This is a genomic window from Pseudomonas sp. Pme6b (assembly GCF_058129925.1).
The window spans coordinates 2,506,958-2,526,214 of record NZ_CM176704.1; the positions used below are offsets into that span (position 1 = coordinate 2,506,958).

The following is a 19,257-nucleotide window of genomic DNA, read 5'->3' on the forward strand; positions in this document are numbered from 1 at the left end:
TTTCTCGTGGCCGAGTTCGGGCAAGGACCACGGGGTTCAACGCCGCTTCATTCAGGTAATACATCATAATGAATGCTCTATTCGCGCTGCTTCCGCTCTCACGAACACTAAAGATCATGGCGTTTCTCTCCCCCTTCCTGTCCAGCAGTCCTGTCTTTGCGCAAACCTCTGTCAATGGCCCCGCGACCATTGATGCCACGACCCCGCTGGACAGCTATCGGGTGGGCAGCAATGGGGTGCTGACCGCCAATGGCGCGACCACCCTGCAAATATCTACAGTCACCGGCGCGCAGTTGATACTCAATGGCAGTCAGGTCAGCGCGGCTACCGGCACAGCAGTCTCGTTGACCGGGGCAAATGCCTTGATTACCGGAAGCCAGCTGACGGGTGGCGCGGATGGTATGGGGATGGGCAATAACACTGCGCAACTGGTTGGCTCCACGGCAACGGTCATCGGCAGTACCATCACGGCAACCAATCGTGGCGTGAATGCTGGCTCGCTCGCCAATCTGACACTGGAGCGCAGCGCAGTAACGGCCACGGGTACCAACGGCAGAGGCGTGGAGATGTTTGACTCCACGGTGAAGGCGTCCGACAGTACCATCACCGGGCAGCAATATGGCATCCGGATGCGCGCCGACCCCGGCGTGCCTTCGAGCAATCTATTGACCCTGGAAGGGACCCGGGTCGAAGGTGTCACGGATTCGGCACTGATTGTCGGAACGCCCACCGGGGCGCCTGCCACTGCCACTATTTTCGTCAAAAATGGCTCCACGCTGACCGGCGGCAACGGCAAGATACTGGAGCTGATCAACGGTTCTACAGCCAACATGACCGTCGACAACAGTCAATTGCTGGGCGATATATCCGCTGACGCAGGCAGTACTGCCGGTCTGGTATTACAAAACAATGCAACCCTGACCGGACGTCTGCAGAACGTCGCCAGTTTTTCGCTCGCCAGCGGGGGGCAGTGGACGATGGTCGAAAAAAGCCAGGTGGGTAACGTGTCCATGAATGGCGGGTCGGTCAGGTTTGGTGACGCGGCCTCGTTTTACACCTTGTCACTTGCAAGCCTGTCAGGGAGCGGCACGTTCATGATGGACGTGGATTTCGGCGGCGCGGCCACAGACTTTCTGGATATCACCGGCAATGCAACCGGCAGCCATTCCTTGCTTATCGGCAGCACCGGTACCGATCCTCTCAGTGACACCTCTCTGCACGTAGTACATGCCGCAGCCGGCGATGCCAGTTTTTCCCTGGCAGGCGGTGCCGTGGATCTGGGCGCCTGGTCCTATGACCTGATCAAGCATGGCGCAAACGACTGGTATCTGGACACCGCAACCCGGACCATCAGCCCGGCCGCACAGACCGTCATGGCGTTGTTCAATACGGCGCCGACGGTCTGGTATGGGGAGTTGAGCACGTTGCGTTCGCGCATGGGTGAGTTGCGCATGGACCAGGCCCGTTCCGGCGGCTGGATGCGTACCTACGGCAACAAATTCAATGTCGCCGACGCCTCGGGCTTCGGATATCAGCAGGTTCAGAGCGGTGTTGCTCTTGGCGCAGATGGCAAGCTGCCTATGGGGTCGGGGCAATGGCTGGCGGGTTTCATGATCGGGCAGAGCACGTCCGACCTTAGTCTGGATCACGGTGCCAGTGGCAAGGTCGACAGCTACTCGCTGGGCGCTTACAGCACATGGCTGGACAGCGAGAGTGGCTACTACATCGATGGCGTGATCAAACTCAATCAGTTCAAAAACAAAGGCAGAGTCAATCTCAGCGATGGTTCCCGCACGCGCGGCAACTACGACAATCTGGGGGTTGGCGCGTCGCTGGAGCTGGGTCGGCACATCAAACTGAACAACGGTTATTTTCTTGAACCCTATACCCAACTGGCGGGCCTGGTCGTTCAGGGTAAGGACTATGCACTGGATAACGGTATGCATGCTGAAAGTGACCGCAGCCGGTCGCTGCTCGGCAAGATCGGTACGACGGCGGGGAGCAGTTTCGATCTGGGCCAGGGACGTACGCTGCAACCTTACGTGCGGGTTGCCGTGGCTCACGAATTCGTCAACAGGAACGAAGTCAGGGTCAACGACAACATGTTCAATAACGACCTCTCTGGTTCCCGTGGCGAATTGGGTGCGGGCGTTTCGGTGTCGCTGTCTGACAACCTGCAGCTGCATGTTGATTTCGATTACAGCAACAGAGCGATGCCATCGAACAGCCGTGGGGTGCCAGTGCAGGCTTGCGTTACAGCTGGTAGCGACAGTGAAGCGACTGGCGCTGATGCGCCAACGGTCCTATCACTTGTGCCAGTATCCGCAAAAAAAAACAGGGTGTTAACTGACGGGCATGGCGGTCGGCAAACGGGTCGGCCACCGCTTTCTCGTGCTGGAGGCCCGGCTCATGTCTGTCATTTCAAAGTGGATCGAACGGATCAGAATCCTTTTCTGGCCGGCTTCATGGCGCAAGAGCGTGCTGCTTGCGCCGCCCTTGATCGCCGAACTCCTCCCTGACGTACCCGGCGGCGAACCCAATCTGCTTCCCAGCAGTGCCTGGCTCGTGCCGTTGCGGGTCGATTTTCCCATGTGGCAAAACTCCGAGCCCAGCCTGGACTACCCTGAGTATCTGCGCGTGTACTGGAATGACGAGCTGCTGGACGAGAAGGTCTGGACCGGACCTGTACAGCCTGTCGATCTGTTCATCATGATCGCGCAGCAACGCCTTGGCGAAGGCCGGCATCGACTCCGTTATAGCGTCGAGACCGCGAACCAGATGCTGACTGAATCCGAAACACTGGCCTTTGTCATTGATAAAACGGCACCGATATTCGAAGACGAAGGTGCGCTGATTTTTCCGCAGGAAATCGTCAGCGACGGTCTCACCGCGGCCTGGCTGAACACTCATGACGACACCGTGCTGGCCGAAGTGCCCGCGTATTTTTCGCCGAGCCCCGGGGATCTCGTTATCTGGTACTGGAGCAGTACGCCGACGGGATCGGAGCACACCGGAACCCTGCCGCTTGAAGCGTCCGACATCGGTAGCACGATTAGTATTGCCTTCGATAAGCAAATGGTTCTAGAGAGTGGCGATGGCATGCGTTATGTGTCCTACAGGCTGAAGGATCGCTCGGGGAATGCCGGGCCCCGTGCGCTGGCTGTTTCGCTGCTGGTGTGCGCTCAGCCAGTACCCCGTGTGCTGCCACCCCCTCGGGTTCAGAAGGCCACAGGCCGGCCAAGCGCCAGTACGCTCGATCCGGTAGATGCTTATCGGGGCGCAGTGGTATCGATACCTGAGAATGCCGTGATTGCTCCCGGTGACACCGTCCGCGTTCAGTGGGCCGAGCCCGGTAGTGTGGGTTCCTTTCTTACGGAGGTAGCAGACTCGAGGCTGTTCAACGTGCCTTCCACTCAGATTGCCCAGCATTTCGGCAAGGCGATCCCGGTGTACTACGAGGTGTTCGAAAATAGCGCCGACCCACCTTATCGTTCGGACCGGCATACTCTGACTATTCTGGGGATGACAGGCTTTCCAGTCGTGCAGTGTGACAAGGTCTCCGGAGCGATTCTGAGCCTGCAGGACATTCCCGAGGGAGGCTACGCACAGTTCACGCTCGACAGTTGGTCATTCATGGGCACTGACCAGTTCATCACCATTGATGTGCGTGGTGTCAGCGGTGCTGATAAAGAGTTGTTGATCGTTAACGTTCTGGATGAATACCCGGTGCCGCGGGTGGCCGATAGAATCGACGCCGGTGTTATCAGCAAAACGGATTTGAAGGCATTTAATCTCGGCACTCAGCTGGATGTCCGGGTGCGTGTGAGTTTCGACCAGACGCTCTCCTGGCAGTCTTTCCCTTCGCTCAGACCAACGTTGTACCCCTGAGGAGGTCATGGACCGCCAGGTTGGCAGTCCACGGCGCATTGCTACTTGTAGGTCATCGTGAAGCTAAGGGCCCCTTTGGCCTTGCCCGGCCGGATCGCGCTACTGGCCTGTGTCTGGTAGAAGCGGGCGTAAAAGTTCAGCACAACGTTACCGGGTGTGATCACCATCATTGGCACTTCGGTCTGCAGCTCCATGGGCGTGACTCCATCACCTTTGAGAATCTGAATCCCCATGCCCTTGGCGTCCGAGTCGCTGGTCAGGGTGAAAACCCCGCTGCCGACAGGGCCCTCGGGAACCGAGCCTTCGACACCATCGAGCTGGATATGCGCCGTTGCCACGAAGCCTGCGTCCATGTAGGTCTCGCAGTTACTCAACGCAATACTGAAGGGCACCGCCGGTGTGGTGAAGCCGGGACCGGTGAAGTCCGCGCTGTCCCACTCACCCAACTGCACCGGGTCGGCACTGACCGGATCTGCACCAACGCTGCACTGTGCCTGAAGTATCGTGCCGGTTAGCCCGTACTTCATGATCCTGCCAAGCGTTGTCACGCTTCCGGAGAACAGTTCGCTGCCATTGAGCACATTGGGTCCGGAGGGGATCGGTCCGGTCTTGACCAGCGTTACATAGTTGTGCAAATGAACCAAAGGCAGGCTCGTGAGCATTTTCTGGTGGTCGTTTAGGCCGATGAACGGAACGGAGGCGCTTCCTCCTACAGGCGTGAAGCAATTGCTGCAGTTCCTGTCATACGGATACCCCAGTCTTATCCGCACTCCGACGCCCGGAATATTGGTTTGCAGTATCTTGCCTGTGAGGTCTTCCCCGTTTATCGGCTCCAGCGTGCCAGGAAATATCGGAACCGTAGCCGTTGCATTGAATTCCAGAAGAGCCGTGCCGTCATTTCTGCAGGCCGCCTCCAGACCTGCCTTGTCTGGCGTGGCGTGAAGCATATCGATGCTGCCGATAAAGGTGCCCACTGCGGCGTCTTTCGGGACGTAGAGCGTGCCGATGTCGCGACGGTAATCTTTTATTCCCGGTGGGGAAATCCAATAGCAATCGTTGCTCGGTATGTCATCCGGTACGTCGGAATAAGCCGCAGCACTATAGCTGGTCCCCAACAGGATCAGACTGGGGAGCAGGGCGTTCAATGCAAAGTTCATGGGGGGATTCCTGAAATAACAATGTCGCGGATGGCTCAGACCTGATGTCACTGGGCACACGTCATGTCTTGCATTCGGTAGCCCTTGGCCAGAGGCATGCTGGCGGGGTCTATGTGCAGATGACACTGAGGGTCGCTTTTCTCACCCCAACGGACATCGAGGGTTTGTGCCTGCATGCCGGTGGACAGCAAAATCTGCCCGCCCTGACCTGCGATGCCCAGAATGTTGCCCTGCGCATCGCTCACCTGGGCACCGAATGGCAACGGTTTGCCACCGTCAGTGGTTGCATTGATGATCAGGCGTGTCACCGTGCGCGCAGCGAAAGTGGTCTTGATCACGGCACCCCTGGCAGGTACTACTTGAGTACTGGCGTTATCGATTTCCACCTCGGGCCCCAGTCGGTCGGTTTGCAAGGTGATCGGGTTATGGCGGTAGGGACGTAGATAGGGCATCAATGCGTAGCCGCGACTATTGGTCCTGACACCGGTAGCGTTCTGTATGCCAACGCCGGGTGTATCGGGTACTTCGATCAGGGCGATGGTGTCGCCCAGATTCGGGCCGAACTCGATGCCGTCCGCATGCAGCAACAAGGCACCACTGGCGTTGACTGATGCACTTCGATAATCATTGCCTTGGGTCACACCGGCGCCGAGGCTGGCGAAGGGCGCCTGATAGCCGGCCGCGAGGCCTGCACTTTGCTGCTTGCCGTCATCGTTGCTCAGACTGGCGTGATAGTTGACGCGGTTTTCATAGAGGCTGCCGCTCAGGCTGCCCCGTTGACTGTGGCGATTGGCGCTGCTTCGCAGGTCGAATGTGGCATTGCTCGAATGGCCGGTGTCGAGGGGCATCGAGATGCTCAGGCCGAACTGCCGGTCGTTGCCGCGGCTACTACTGGCTGCGCTCAGTGACTGTGAGGCGTAGAAGTTATAGGTGATCCCGGCACGATGGGTGTTGAAATTGAATTGAAATTGTCGCTGTTCGATATCGCTGCCCCAGTAATCCTGTTGCGACAGCGTCAGACCAACGCTGCTGCGTAAGCCGATTCTCTGATGAACCAAAGCTTCCAGGCGGCTTCGGCGGCTGCCTGTGAACGTAGCGTCGCTGCTGCGCTGACTGACGGCTTCGTCGAAATCCCGATAGCCTTCGGTGGAGTAGCGATAACCTGCGAAGCGCAGATTGGTCTGGGTAGTGAACGCCTTGCCATACTTGATGGCGTAACTCATGCCTTGCGCGCTGGACTGACCGGGTTGGTCGATGCTGGCGCTTGACCGGGTCACATCGAATGCCATCGCCCCCAGCGTGCCCATGTCCCGTGACACGCCCAGTGCAGCGGCGTGGTAGAAGTCGCTGGTTATAAGTCCGCCATAAAGTGTCGAGTTCCAGCCTGTTCCAACGGCCAGCGTGCCTTGCCACAGCCAGGGATGCTCGGTGGCGTAGGCACCGTTGAAGCGGCCCAGGGCTGCGCTGTATTTCCAGGCGCCTTCGCGCAACAGGTTACTCATGGTCGAGTAAGTTTGGGTAAAGCGCCGTACCTGACCATCGGCTTCGGTCAGCACGATCTCCAGTTCGCCGCTGCCCGCCGTATTCAGGTCATCTATTTCATAGGGGCCGGCACTGACATATGTGGAGTAGATCGGGTATCCGTTGCGCAGCACTTCCAGTTTGGCCCTGCTTTGCGCAACGCCACGAATCACCGGTGCGTAACCCTGCAGGGAATCGGGGAGCATCTCCTGATCGGTTTTGATCAACCCGCCCTTGATCGGCACGCTCCGGAAGACATCGCCGCCGGTGTAGGTTTCACCCAGGGTCAGGTTAGCGTGCGTGCCGGGCAGGTCGCGCTGTGCATAGGCATAGGCTCTGGTCCACTCGCGATTTCCCTGTGCATCCTGACGCACGCTTTGATTGCTGCGCAATCGCCATGATCCTAGGTTGATACCGGTGTTGAGGTACAGGTCTGCGCTGCTGCTGGTGCCTGTCTCCCTGTGGGTCGTCTGTTGCGCCGAGGTCTGGTAATTGATGAAGGCGGCGTTGATGCCGTAATCCCAAAGCGCCGGGTCCACTCGCCCGTTGGCATCGCGGCGCATGGCGATCTGCGGTATCGAGATCGACAGTTGCAGTCTGCTCCCGTCCAGTACGACCCTGGCGTCCGGAATCAGTTGCCCCAGCGCGACACAGGCGACTTGCAATAAGGCCGGGTCGGCCAGACTGCCGAGACGTACGCCGATCTGCTCCAGCAACTCCGGCGACAGGCAGGGTAGCAGGCCGTTGCCTTGTGGGTCGGCATCGAAACGGATCTGACGTTGGCCGAAATAGCGCATATTGACGTGGATTTCTACCCAATGCTCGCCTGGCCCGAGGCTCTCGACAGCTGACAACTGGTTCAGCACGCTGGCCGCGGCCGCACTGTCATAGTTCTGGCCCTGACGCAGGAAGCCAGGCTGGAAATTGACGGCGGTTGCCGCTCTGGTCGGCTCCAGCACAACGGTAACGCTGCCGCACACAATCAGCACCTGCATAAAGCGCAGGCGCACTGGTATGAGCCCGGAATCGGGTAATAGGGTCATGCTCAATGTCCTGGGATGAAGCGGGCTTGCGCTGTTTCAGTCGGTCAGCGTGGCCGTAGCTGTCAGCGGCTGGCTGTAGCCGCCGTAATCGTTGATCGCGGCAAACACCACCTGAAGGCCCGGTACCGCTTTCGTTTCGTTGAGCTTGTAATGGCGAGAGCTGAACGGGCCAAGCATGGCGACTTCACTGACCTTTTCAGTCCTGCCACCGCCGGAGACGTCGAGGCGAATGAACGACACATGAAAGGGCGTCGGATTCATGGCGGTCAGCTCTGCCTTGCCGGCAATCTGCCGGACCGACCATTGCAGGTCCTTGAGGCGGGCAGTGGGGTTGTCAGTCAGCAGAGCCGGGCGATAAAACAGTTTGATACGGGTACGCAGGGCAATATTCAGTACATTGCCTTGCGAAGAGTTGGCCTGAGGTATTTCCTGCACGTTGAAGTAGAACAATGATTCACGATCGGAGGGCAGGTCTTGGGGCAGGCCATTGATCTGTACGTGTTGTTCCTTGCCCGGATTAAGGCGAAAAAGTGGCGGCGAAGGTGCGAATGGAACGACGGTGACAGTGTCGTCTGCCTCCGTATTTACCCAGGTCTGTACCGCGAACGGCCGATCACTTGGGTTGGATATGACCACCGACGTACTGCGCTTGTCGCCATCGAATACTATGCGCGTTGCGTTGACGGTCAGTGCTGCCTGGCTGGCAGGTATATAGGCTGCGCACATGAATAATATCGTGCACCCCGCGAGCGCAGGTCTTTTAAAAGACTGTTGGCACATCATGAAAAGTTACCTTGTACGTTCAGATCCGAAACGGACCTGAACGTATTGAAGATGCTTCACGTGAAAAGACTATCGATCCTTACACAGTGAGCGAGTGGGTCGATGTATCAGTTAATCGCGACAACAAACTGGACATCCGCCGAGGCAGCACCGGCTTCAACTGTAGCTGCTGTCGAACGATAGTAGGCGTTGAACACCATGTCGGTGACACCACCTTCGACCAGTGTGTAAGGCGCCGACGTGTCGCCTGGTTTGATCGAGACCCCGGTCTGGTCCTTGATGACAATCGCAACGCCCTTTGCCCCGTCGGCAGTAGGGGTGACGCCGAAGTAGTCGCCGCTGCTGTCCGCGTCACCGGTGAAGGTGACTTTGGCCGCATTCAAGTTACCACTCGCCAGGCCGCAGTTGCCGTTGTCATTGACGCGCAGGGCAAAGCTCTTGCCAGACAGTTCGTCACCGATGCGGGTGAAGCGGCTGGCCTCGATAGAGCCCATGTTAACCAGGTTGCCGGTAGAGCCATCGCCCGGATTGACCACTTCGATAGGGCAGGTGGTGGAGGTTATCTTGCCTTCGAAACGGATGGTGCCGGAGTTGGCGGATGCGACAGTGCCGGTCAGTGTGGTCGCCAGAGCAAGGCCCAGTACAGATAGCATTTTATTCACGATAAAAACCTTATAAGTATTAACGTTACAAGAGTGGAAATGTAACTATTTATGGTGTCTTGAGAGACGGTTTGTGTTGTGCGTCATGACGGCGCGGGAGTTTACAGCAGGTGCGTTAGTTGCGAAGTCTCTGGCGGGCTTTGGTTAGTGGCGGGAGGTGTAGGATATTTCCTAAATTAGTGTCATACATTTAAAATCTTGAGTTTTTACGTTGTTCCGGGTTTTTCATGGGTCTGTGCTTGTCTGTTCGGGCAGAGAATCCGAAGGGCAAATGTAACGGTATGGAAATAGAGGCGTTGACTGAAATGCCGCCGACAGCGATGGACTTTTTATCGGCGGCGGGAAGTTCGGTTCTCTCACCTGCGAATCATGTATGTAACCAAGTATACGTTCTGTCCTAATTCGCCAAGCTGTTTTGTAAAAGCTGTCCTTCGTGCCAGCCATGAAGGGCTGCTGGGTGATGCTTCATTAGTTACCAATTGCTGGTCGCGCCTGGCGTAAGGGCCTGTCCTTGGCCGCGGGTTGGGTCGCGGTGGCACAGGCTTTGACTTCCCGACCGCTCTTGGAATCAACGTATTCTCTGCTAAGTTACCTGCGCCTGAGTTCGCTGGATTCGTTGGAGCAGCCCCATCCTCAGACGTGGACTTCGACCTGTTCAAAAACCTGAATAGTCTGCCCGTCAATACCGGCTTGGTTACATCGTCCCCAACGTGGACCGCAGCATGGACCGCTCTTTTAAGCGTATGTCTCAATATCCCCCCACTGATCTCTACAGCGGCCCCGATATAGGCGAGGTATTGCCCTGCTTGCATGGCTTTGGTGTTTCCCGTCACTGCACCATAAGTACTGGCAGCCGTTGATGCAGCACTGATAAAGGTTCCTGTCGCCAACACCGCGGTTGTAATGCTGGCGCCCGCGTATGAGGTCATCGATAAACCTAGAAATGCTATAGGGCCCGTGACGGGGGTGGCTATTCCAAACGTGGTAACTGTCGCGTAGAAACTGAGTAGCGTGAACACTACGCCAGCCGCGAGCGAGACCCAGGTCCATAGGCCCAGGTCCCCCCGCATCTCTGCCGGTATCGCATTCTCGTCGGGCCGTCGCAGCCTGCCGCTCTGGGAGCTGGCGTCATGCCCGGTGGGGTCGCGCCAGGCAATGGGGTTGCCCAGGCAATAGGTATAGGGGTTGACCCCACCTGCGCCAAAGGGGCTCAAGGAATCGGGGCTGTGAAAACGCATCATGCCGGGGTTGTAGGCTCTGTAGCCATTGCCCAGCAGGTACCAGCCCGTGTCTTTTTCGCATACCTCGCCGTTGAACCCAGCGACGCTGAGCAGCGCGTCATCGCTGTGGCGTTCTCCGTAGGCGCTGTAGACAGCTGTTCGCAACGTGTCCTGCTGGAACTCACCAATAACGCTCTGGTTCGCATCCGTCAGCAACAGCAGGGTTTCGGCAGGTTCTCCGATGGTCTGCTGGCCTATGGGTTGCTCGTCAATGTGCAGAAACTGAGTTCGTCGGTCGTCCTGCACCGTGCTGCTCAACTGCTGGCCCTGATAAAAACGCAGTATTTCGCTGTCACTGCCATTGCGGGTGGTGGCCAGATGATCATGGCTGTCGTAAGCGTATGTGTTGATCGGCTCACCTGTCGGTTTGTCCGTCCGTACAAGGCGGCTTTCACTGTCGTAGTACAACAGGTTGCCATGCTCGTCAGCGGACTGATTGCCGTTGGCGTCATAGTTGAACGTCGGGTGCGGTGTGTCCCGTGGAGGCCGGTAGGTGATGCCGAGTAACTGGCATCGGTCCCTGGAATCGGGGTCCCCTTCTTTGCCATAGCGGAAAATGGCCGTCTCAGTGCTGAAGCCGGCCTCATTGCTGACGTCGTCAAATCTGGTAGTGGTCAGGGTCATGTTGTCCAGCTCGTCGAAGATGAACGTCTGGTTGATGATCGCTTTGCCGGATGCGTGCACTGGCCGGTTACTGCCTGAATAGGTGACGCCGCTCAGACGACCTCGAGCGTCATACTTGAACTCTTCCAGCAGCAGCGGGTTGCCCGCTTCCTGCAAATGACGGCTTTGCATGAGCCCGTCGGGTTGCCATTGCTGTGTCAGCGTACGTACAGGGTGATTGCCGGCATTCTGCGTTCTGAGAACTTCCTGTCCCTGGTCATCATATTCAATACGGTTTACCAGGCTGGTTCCGGCTACTGTGTCATGGGTCGTCATCTCGCAGGGCTGACCCAGTGTGTCATAACGGGTGGTCACCTCCACGTTGCCCTGAACGGCACTTTCGAGTCGGCCGAACGTGTCATACCGGTAAATCGTTTCAACGCCTTTGACACTGTTTTTGACGCCGCCTTTGCTCCGGCCTTTGACTACACCTTTAACCGGGTTTTTGACGTCTTTTTGTTCGACATCGGTGCGATACATCGCACGGCCCTGCAAGGATGTCCGATGAAGGGTTTGCCAGGTCCGGCCTTGCAGATCTTCCCAGGTCTCTTTGGTCAGCTGGTTATGCGCGTCATATGCGTAAGTGCGCTTGCCCTGCTTATTGGTGGCAGAGATCAGGCGGGCACTGACGTTGTCATACTCGAAACGGGCAGCGTCATCCGGTGCAGTACTGGAGACACTGGAGACGATCTGATCGGTGAGTGCCAGGTTGTAGGTGTAGCTAATGTCATCACCCTTGGCCGTTTTGCGGGTTTTGATCTGCCGGTGACCGTCCTCATACTCGTAATGCTCGATACGTTGCCCTGCCTGGGCCAGTGTCAGACGCCCGAGCCCGTCGAACGTCTGTTTGCCTGCCGCGGTTTTGGTAATACCGTCCGGATGAATCACGTTCAGGCTGGTCGGCAGCTCGGTGGTGCTGAACGGTTCATACTCACGATGTGCCTCGCTGCTATCGGGCAAGCGTGTGCTGACCATGCGCGACCAGGCGTCATAACTGAACTGCGTTTTGTGGTCTGACGCATCGGTCTGTTCCGTGCAGCGTCCAATTCCGTCGTAGAGAAAAGTTTGTGAGCCCAGATCTTTTCCTGCTGCGTCCTGGCTCTTGATCTTGTCCGGTTTGCCGAACATGTTCAGCCAGGTCTCGCTACGACCACTGATCAGAGGTTCTGCGTCACCGCTTTGCACCCAGGTCTTCTGAACAGGACCGTTATGTTCTTTACTGCCGATGGGGTCGTGGTACTGGTGAGTCTGCATGCCGTGATCCGAGGCAATGACAGATTGCTGGTTCCAGTCGTCGTAGGTGTAGGTGTTTTGCATAGCGAACAGTTGCTGGTTGTCGAACCAGTCGTAATCCGTTTCGTATTGCACATTGTTCCAGGCGTTGTATTGCGCTGTATGGATCACGCACATTGCTTGCAGATCATTGCTGTCGATGTGGTCCCGTTCCTCGAGTATTGCCCGGCCCAGGCCGTCCATGACAGAGCGGGTCTTGACCTTGCGGGCGTCGGTCAGCACTTGTTCTGCCCACTGTCCCGTATCGGAACACAGGGTGTACTCGTACTCGCGACTGGCTTCATAGCCAGCACTTGAATTCGGTGCGATCGTTTCTTTGGTCAGCCGGTTGAGCGCGTCATAGACATAGCGGATCTCCACGCCTTCTTCCAGGGTCAGCAGCACCTGGCCGGTCAACAACGACTGCTGTTGCTGCTTGCTCATGCGAGTGTTGTCGAAGCCGATAGTGGTGATCTCTATCAGCTGTACCGGGACCTGCAAGTGTTTGCTGTTGCCCTTGCTGTTGCCCTTGCTCTTGTTGTTGCCTTTGCCCTTGATCTTGATCTTGATCTTGATCCGGTCTTTGCCCTTGCCCTTGCCCTTGCCTTTGATCTTGATCCTGATCTTGCCCTTACCCTTTTTCTTGCGGCTGCTGCTATTGGTGCTGTTGCTGTTGCTGTTGCTGTGACTGATGCTGGAGTGGCTGTACTCGTAGACGGTAACGGTGTCCTTTCCATTCAGGGACTCGATATTTCTCCCGGTTCGACCATGCTGGAAAGGCGCGTCCGGCTGGTTGATATGCTCCAGCAGGATCTTTTGCAACTCCACAGAGGTTCCATCGCTTTCAAGCTGCAGCAGTGTTTCGGTTTCCGGCACGATCCAGTCGGGTAACTCGCTGCCGGTCAGTGCAGGCAGCGTGCTGTAGCGATAACGTGTGGACAGGGTAGGGGCCCCGGACTGCGACGATGGCGCGGGTTTGACCACTTTTTCTTTCAGTCGGGAGACAAACCCTTCCGCATCGGCCGGGCAACCGTCGCCACCGCCGGCCGGGTACCAGCTGCTGACTTCTTTGATCCCGTCGGCGCGTGTATGCACCAGCGGATTGCCGTAAAGGTCATAGGTATAGGTGACGGTTTCTGTGCGCGTCCGCTCAGGCTCGTCCAGCCGTTGCCAACGGGTGGTGACTTCGCTGGGTAGCTGACAATTGTTGGGCTGCATGCAGTAACGCTCGCCCGGCCGAATGTTATAGGCGGTCGTGACCGTTTGCTGGTTGTTGTTCTGGGTGGTGACTTCAAGGGTCTGCAAGTGAAAGCGGTTGAAGGTCCGCTCTATGCTGCGCACGGCCTTGCTGTCGACCCACAGGCTTTCGGTACAGACATAGCTGTAGTCCTGCAAGGTTTTGTAAAGGTTGTCCAGGCCGTTGTCTTCCCAGGCGATGGTCAGCCCTGCACCGAGAAAATTTCGTGAGCGTTGCTGGCCGTCCTTGTAGGTATATCGCACATCGACCTTTGGCTGACCGAGGCAGGGATCGATGACGTGCCTGGTCACTCTGGGTATGGGCTGGCGAGCGGCGCTGGATGGAAACGCATGGCCTTCATCCTGGTAGTAAACATCTTCGCTGCTTCCAGACGGTGTCTCTACATGCTTCACGCACAATTGCTGGTCGTTCTTCGGGGTATATTCAAAGCGCCATGACGCATTATTCTCGGTGGGCAGGGTGATGCGCGATACGCGTTTGTCGGTGCCGGCGAGGGTCATCAAAAAGCGCGCCAGTGGAGCACCGCCAATGCCTTCATACGGATGCAGCTTCAGCTCGACGAAATCGTCGCTGCGTGCAATTTCCAACAGTGTCTGACCCAGGTCGTCAGTGATCGAAGCAAGCCTGTAGGTGCTGCTGTTGAACGGCTTGTGCTTGAGCGTGATGCTGTGCCCGGACGGCGCGATGATTTTCACCGCCCAGGCCATTCTTTTATTGCCGCTGATGTGCAACTCGAGGATTTCCACCAGACCTGATTTGTGCACCACCCGGTAGGACGTATCGTCCCGCTTGTAGAAGTGGAAGGTGTCAATTTTTTTCTCGCTCATCGTCCGTAGGCCGTTGCTGCCGGTGCCGTCGACCCGGAAGGTCTCGCCTGTGCTGAGGGACAGGATCTGAGTGGCAGGGTTGTATTGCGAAACCTGTAGATTCCAGCCCTTGCCATAGCCGCTGTCCAGCGTATTTAGCTGACTGTAGGACAGGTCGAGTCGGAACCCTGGTCCGCGCAGGTCATTGCTTTGCAGTTCGGGCATGCTGATCGATATGTTGTACAGCCCGGTGCGCGGGTCAACGCCGCTTTTCAGACAACTCATGAAATTGAACGCGTTGGAGTGCACGGAAGTAGAAGCAGCCATGGAGCGGACCTCGCTGATTGATGCGGGACAAGCGCAGCGGTGTCTGACAATTGTGCAGTCCTTGCGCTCTGGTCATTGACGCCCCCCAAGCCTGAACTCCCTGAGGCGTCCGTGTGGCTGGAGGTCTTGCCTAACCCTAACAGTCCGTATCCGGGCAACAACCTAGCAGTAGTGCTAGTGGGCAACTGGTGAGCACCGGCGTAAAAAAGTCCTATCCGCATTTGCAGGGGCAACCCTTGCGATACACCCATTCAGGCGGAAACGAGAAAGGAGTCTCACTCATGGCGCTGGATTTTCCCGCCCCCAAGGTGCCCGACCTGCAGCAGCCCGGGAATTACCTCGACCTGGATCAGTTGGGCAGCGCCGACCTGCTCACCTGGATCGACTATCCAGGGATCACGAACGGCGATCTGTTCATGCCCAACTGGCGAGGTTGTGGCGCTGAGGGCGCAGTGGACGACTATGTCGGCGATTTTATCGAGGTTAGGGGGCTGCAGCCTGAAGGCATGCCGCTGATGATCAATAACCCGTTGCTGATGAGGCTTGACAAGGGCTGGGTGTTTTACTCGTACACAGTCGAAGGTAGCGTCGAGGAGTCCCGGCGACTGTTTTTCTATGTTGGCAAACGTCCACCAACGGCTGCCGGGCTGGGGGTGCCGCAATGCAAGGAGTCTCACGATCTGAAGCTTGATCCCGACCTGCTGTGGGGCCTCAGTCAGGTGTCGATCGTGACGCCGCCGTATCTGGCCATGCGCGAGGGCGACAGAGTGACCCTCACACTGGATCTTTATTTCGAGGACGGCTGCTCCTTGTACCCTCTGGTCGAGTCCCGGTTATTGACTGGGAACGAGGTGGGCCAGCCTTTGCGGTGGTCGATAACCGCTGGCGAATTTTTGTCAATTGAAAATGGCGTCGCGCTGATGAGCTACTGCATCGAGTATGCCGATTCCACATTTATAACGGATTCAGTCACCCAGTCACTGGCCATCGTCGCACCGTCAGCGGCGTTATTGCCGCCATTGAGGATCAAGGATTTCAACGGTGGCTCACTGGATCCGGAAGCCTTTCCTGACGGCATCACCCTGCTGATCGATCCTTTCGGCATGCAGATCGATGACGATGTCGTGGTTTACGTTTCCAGCGGCAATATGCTGGTGCAGACCCTGAGGGCCGACATATCCAATCTCGACAGTGGCGTACTGCAGTTCTCGCTGGCGAATGCCTGGCTTTGCGCCAATAACGGCAAGGAAATCGAGCTGGTGTATCAGTACGCGCGACCAGGCCATGCCGCCAGTTCGTTGCCGCGCAAGGTCATGCTGAGTCTTCCGCTCGATCTTCCTGTGCCCGTTATCGACGACGCCCAGATCGAGAGCGCTGAAGAATGGGGAGTAAAGGGCTATATCTATGCCTCGTTGCTGCAGAACGGGGTGAAAATTCGCATACCGGACGATGCTTTCATCGGTGACGATTCCACGGTACAGATGCACTGGGAGGGCAATACAAGCACGGGCAGCTTTATCGCTGATCCTTCACCAGACGATCCGCGCCTGTTCATCATCCCGTCCACGGCGGTTCCGGCCAATATGGGCAAGTGGGTAGAGGTGTATTACAAGGTCGTTTCGCTGTCGCAGTCAGGCACTTCGCCGGTATTCAAACTGGAAGTCAGAGGCCTTGTCGGCGTTTGGCCGGTTATCCAGATCATGCGACCACGCATTACCGATACCCTGCTTTACCTCGACCTTGTGCCGTCAGAAGGTGCGGGTCTGGACCTCGCATCCTGGCCCTACATGGCACCCGGGCAACGGGTACGAATCAAGGCCATTGGCTTGTCACAATCGGGTTCGCCACAAGCGGTCGGGCTACGTACCGGCGCAGCCGAACCGCTCAGTGAGGCGGAATACCAATCCAGGCAGGTGTCGGTGATCATCCCGAGGGACTTTCTGGAGAGTCTGCAGAGAAAAACTCTGACCAACACCGTGACGGTTGAAGTCAGCTTTGATGACGGGGCGACTTACACACAGTTTCCGTCTATCGATTTCATCGCACTGGACGGTCATTCTTTACAGGCCGGCGGGCTGGCGCAGGACGCAACAGCCACTGGCATGATCCCACACATACACGGACGTAACCCCATGGCCAATAACACGCTGAACCACCTGACCGAGTGGATGAAAGACCTCGACAATAATGTTATGTGGGGTTGGGACTCCATCGCTGCAATGGCCCGAGGCAAGGTGAATAACCTGTTGCTTCAGGAGTATGTCGCGCGTTTTTCGTCGGATACCTATCTAAAGCCTGTGAGCGGAGAGGTGAGACTGAGCGAAGGGTTTAAAGAAAGCATTCACAATTTTATTCTGGATGCGCCCAGGCTGGCCTTCTCGAACGATAACCTCGGTCAGTCTCATGCAACATTGACCTGTTCGATCCTGGGCGGAACCCAATTGACGATGAAGAATAACGTCGATAATTGGGAAGCCTACAGGGTCATCCATATCGATGCGCTGCAAGGTCCGAAGCTGACACTGGATCTCGCGCTGGAAAGGGTCCCGGGCAATATCGAGAGCGATGGCCGGCTGCGGCTCGACCTCAAGGACAGTGACAATTTCATTCTTACCTTCGCGGCTGACAGGACTGACCGGGCACTCGGCGGAGCTTTTTTCAAAGCCTTGTTCAATGCGTTGCCGGACGAGGAGCGCATATGGACGCTTGGCGTGATCAAGCGTGGCACGAATAATCTGATGCACCCACAGTCTTTCAAACTGCGCACCCAGACCAATCCCGCTGCACCTCTCGACCCGCATGCCGCCAACTACGGCGACGGGGCCGTGTTGGTGTTCATTCGTCTGGAAGGCAGTCAGGAAGGCGGCGACATCCCGGTAGAGTACCAATACCTGATACCGGATGATGTCGGGAAAGATTACTCGGCCACCGTGTTGTTCAGTGCGGAGCGTACGTTCAAGGCGGCACTGTTCATAGGTGAAGTGACCAAGACCATTGCTTCGGTTATTGAAGGCGTTGTGTTCAAACCTGTTCATGATGGCTCCGGCCGACTGGTCAAGGCGACTGCCACGTCGGGCAGACTGAAGACGTCCGAGTCGAGCAGCCAGGATGTCCAGGTTCAAATCGATGGCGTGTCAGTCCTGGCAAATGTTTACAAAACCGAGACCTGGCTTGATGCGTTGGGGAGCACGCCTTTGTCTGTGGAGCTCATTGCCGATGGCACGGTGGCATTGACCTGGAAGTCCAAAGCAACCCCCGGCGTTGTGCTTACGTTGCCAGGCCATGGGGCGCTGCTGGTCATGAGCAAGGTCGTCACGGTCGATGTACGGTGCATTTATACCTTCGCCGAGGAAAACAACGACTTGGTTTTGATCCCCAGCCTCACGATAAACACCATCATCGATGGCCTGACTTTCGTGGAGATCCCTCCACCAGCAAACAGCTTTTCATTACTGTTTTTAATAGCGGCGGTAAAAAGCAATTTTGAGAAGTTGAACAAGGACCCGTTCGAGTCCGACATCAAAGCCGCACTGGCACGCAAACTCGCTACTCGTGTGCCGATCAGTTCGTTCATCCGGGACAGTATCGATCTCAATTTCAACGAAGCCATTGTGCCTGATGTATTGCGTGCGCCCAGAGACATAGCCGCCTTCGGCCGCATCAACAGTTCCGGGGCAGACTTTGTCGTCAGCCCGGCGGAGCATCTGATGGTGGTCGACAGTTCCACCACCTTCTCCATTCAACCGCCGGGTGCGAATGTGACCTGGAGTGTCGAACGTCTGCAGGGCGATGCGCAGAACTTCGGTGCCATCAATGGCACCGGCCGGTATTACGCGCCGGAAGCCTCTTTGACCGAGCTTGCGTTCACGCGTGTTCGGGTGACGGCCACTGACATGAACTCGAACTATCGAAGTTCGGCACTGGTCACGATCGTGACCAACCCGATCACCGTCAATCCGTTGATTCAGGTGTGTGACGCCGGGCAGATTGTGGAGCTCGAGGCAGGTTCGCTCGGCACAGAAGAAATGCACTGGTCGCTCAAGGATCCGGTTCCCGGCGAAAGCGGTGTTCTGGAGGGCAGTGCACTGGCTGATGGTGATCACCGTTACGTCGCGGCGCACAAGGTGCCCGGCAAAACCTATGTCCTGGATCAGATAGTCGTGACCAGCGGGCAGGCGAGTGTTTCGTCGTGGGTATTGGTAAAGCATCAAACCCCACTGTTGACCGTGAAAGTCGTAAAAACCGTGGAGGTTTCTGAAGTTCTGGAGGTTGCGAAGGTCGGCAAGCCCATGGACGTTGTGACCATTCGTGCTGATCAGGTTCAACTGCAAGCGTTTGCCAATGCCGTTGCGCTGCCTGGCGTCAGATGGAGAGTAGGCGCCGGGAGCGGGAGCATCAGTGACGGCTTGTACACCCCCGACATCTCGTCGACTGACCGGTTTGTGCTTATTTTTGCCGAGGCCGATCATCCAGTCTTTGACGTCATGGAGGGGCATATCATATTGCCGCTACCAGTGGGCGGGTTCGCCAAGGAGCTGGAATTGATGAAGGGCAAAGAAGTCCCAGCGTCCTGACCCAAGGCACATCGGTCTTATAT

The 19,257-nt window shown here is 57.0% G+C and carries 7 protein-coding genes and 1 pseudogene; 3 read left to right on the forward strand and 5 right to left on the reverse strand.

Going from position 1 to position 19,257, the window contains the following annotated elements:
* Positions 1-68: 68 nt before the first annotated feature.
* Positions 69-2,266, forward strand: a pseudogene (locus tag AC4ANE_RS11300) (autotransporter outer membrane beta-barrel domain-containing protein).
* A gap of 89 nt (positions 2,267-2,355) precedes the next feature.
* Entirely contained in the window at positions 2,356-3,888 is a 1,533-nt protein-coding gene (locus AC4ANE_RS11305) for a hypothetical protein (RefSeq protein WP_031594900.1), read from the forward strand.
* A gap of 41 nt (positions 3,889-3,929) precedes the next feature.
* Here the strand turns inward: AC4ANE_RS11305 and AC4ANE_RS11310 are convergent, their stop codons facing one another.
* The 5 genes from AC4ANE_RS11310 to AC4ANE_RS11330 form a co-directional block, all read right to left on the reverse strand.
* Positions 3,930-5,045 carry a fimbrial protein gene (locus tag AC4ANE_RS11310; protein ID WP_031594899.1) on the reverse strand — a complete coding sequence of 372 codons (1,116 nt, stop codon included), beginning with the start codon at positions 5,043-5,045 and terminating at the stop codon, positions 3,930-3,932.
* A 47-nt stretch (positions 5,046-5,092) separates the two neighbouring features.
* Positions 5,093-7,609 (reverse strand): fimbria/pilus outer membrane usher protein, encoded by a 2,517-nt coding sequence (locus tag AC4ANE_RS11315; protein WP_031594898.1) that lies wholly within the window; start codon positions 7,607-7,609, stop codon positions 5,093-5,095.
* A gap of 36 nt (positions 7,610-7,645) precedes the next feature.
* Positions 7,646-8,392 (reverse strand): fimbrial biogenesis chaperone, encoded by a 747-nt coding sequence (locus tag AC4ANE_RS11320; protein ID WP_031594897.1) that lies wholly within the window; start codon positions 8,390-8,392, stop codon positions 7,646-7,648.
* Positions 8,393-8,499: 107 nt separating this feature from the next.
* Complete coding sequence (locus tag AC4ANE_RS11325) at positions 8,500-9,054, reverse strand: fimbrial protein (RefSeq protein WP_031594896.1); 555 nt, start codon at positions 9,052-9,054, stop codon at positions 8,500-8,502.
* A gap of 356 nt (positions 9,055-9,410) precedes the next feature.
* Entirely contained in the window at positions 9,411-14,660 is a 5,250-nt protein-coding gene (locus AC4ANE_RS11330; RefSeq protein ID WP_460408928.1) for an RHS repeat-associated core domain-containing protein, read from the reverse strand.
* Positions 14,661-14,941: 281 nt separating this feature from the next.
* Here AC4ANE_RS11330 and AC4ANE_RS11335 point away from each other — a divergent pair, with 281 nt between their 5' ends.
* Positions 14,942-19,234 carry a hypothetical protein gene (locus AC4ANE_RS11335; RefSeq protein ID WP_081029278.1) on the forward strand — a complete coding sequence of 1,431 codons (4,293 nt, stop codon included), beginning with the start codon at positions 14,942-14,944 and terminating at the stop codon, positions 19,232-19,234.
* The last annotated feature ends 23 nt before the right edge of the window (positions 19,235-19,257 follow it).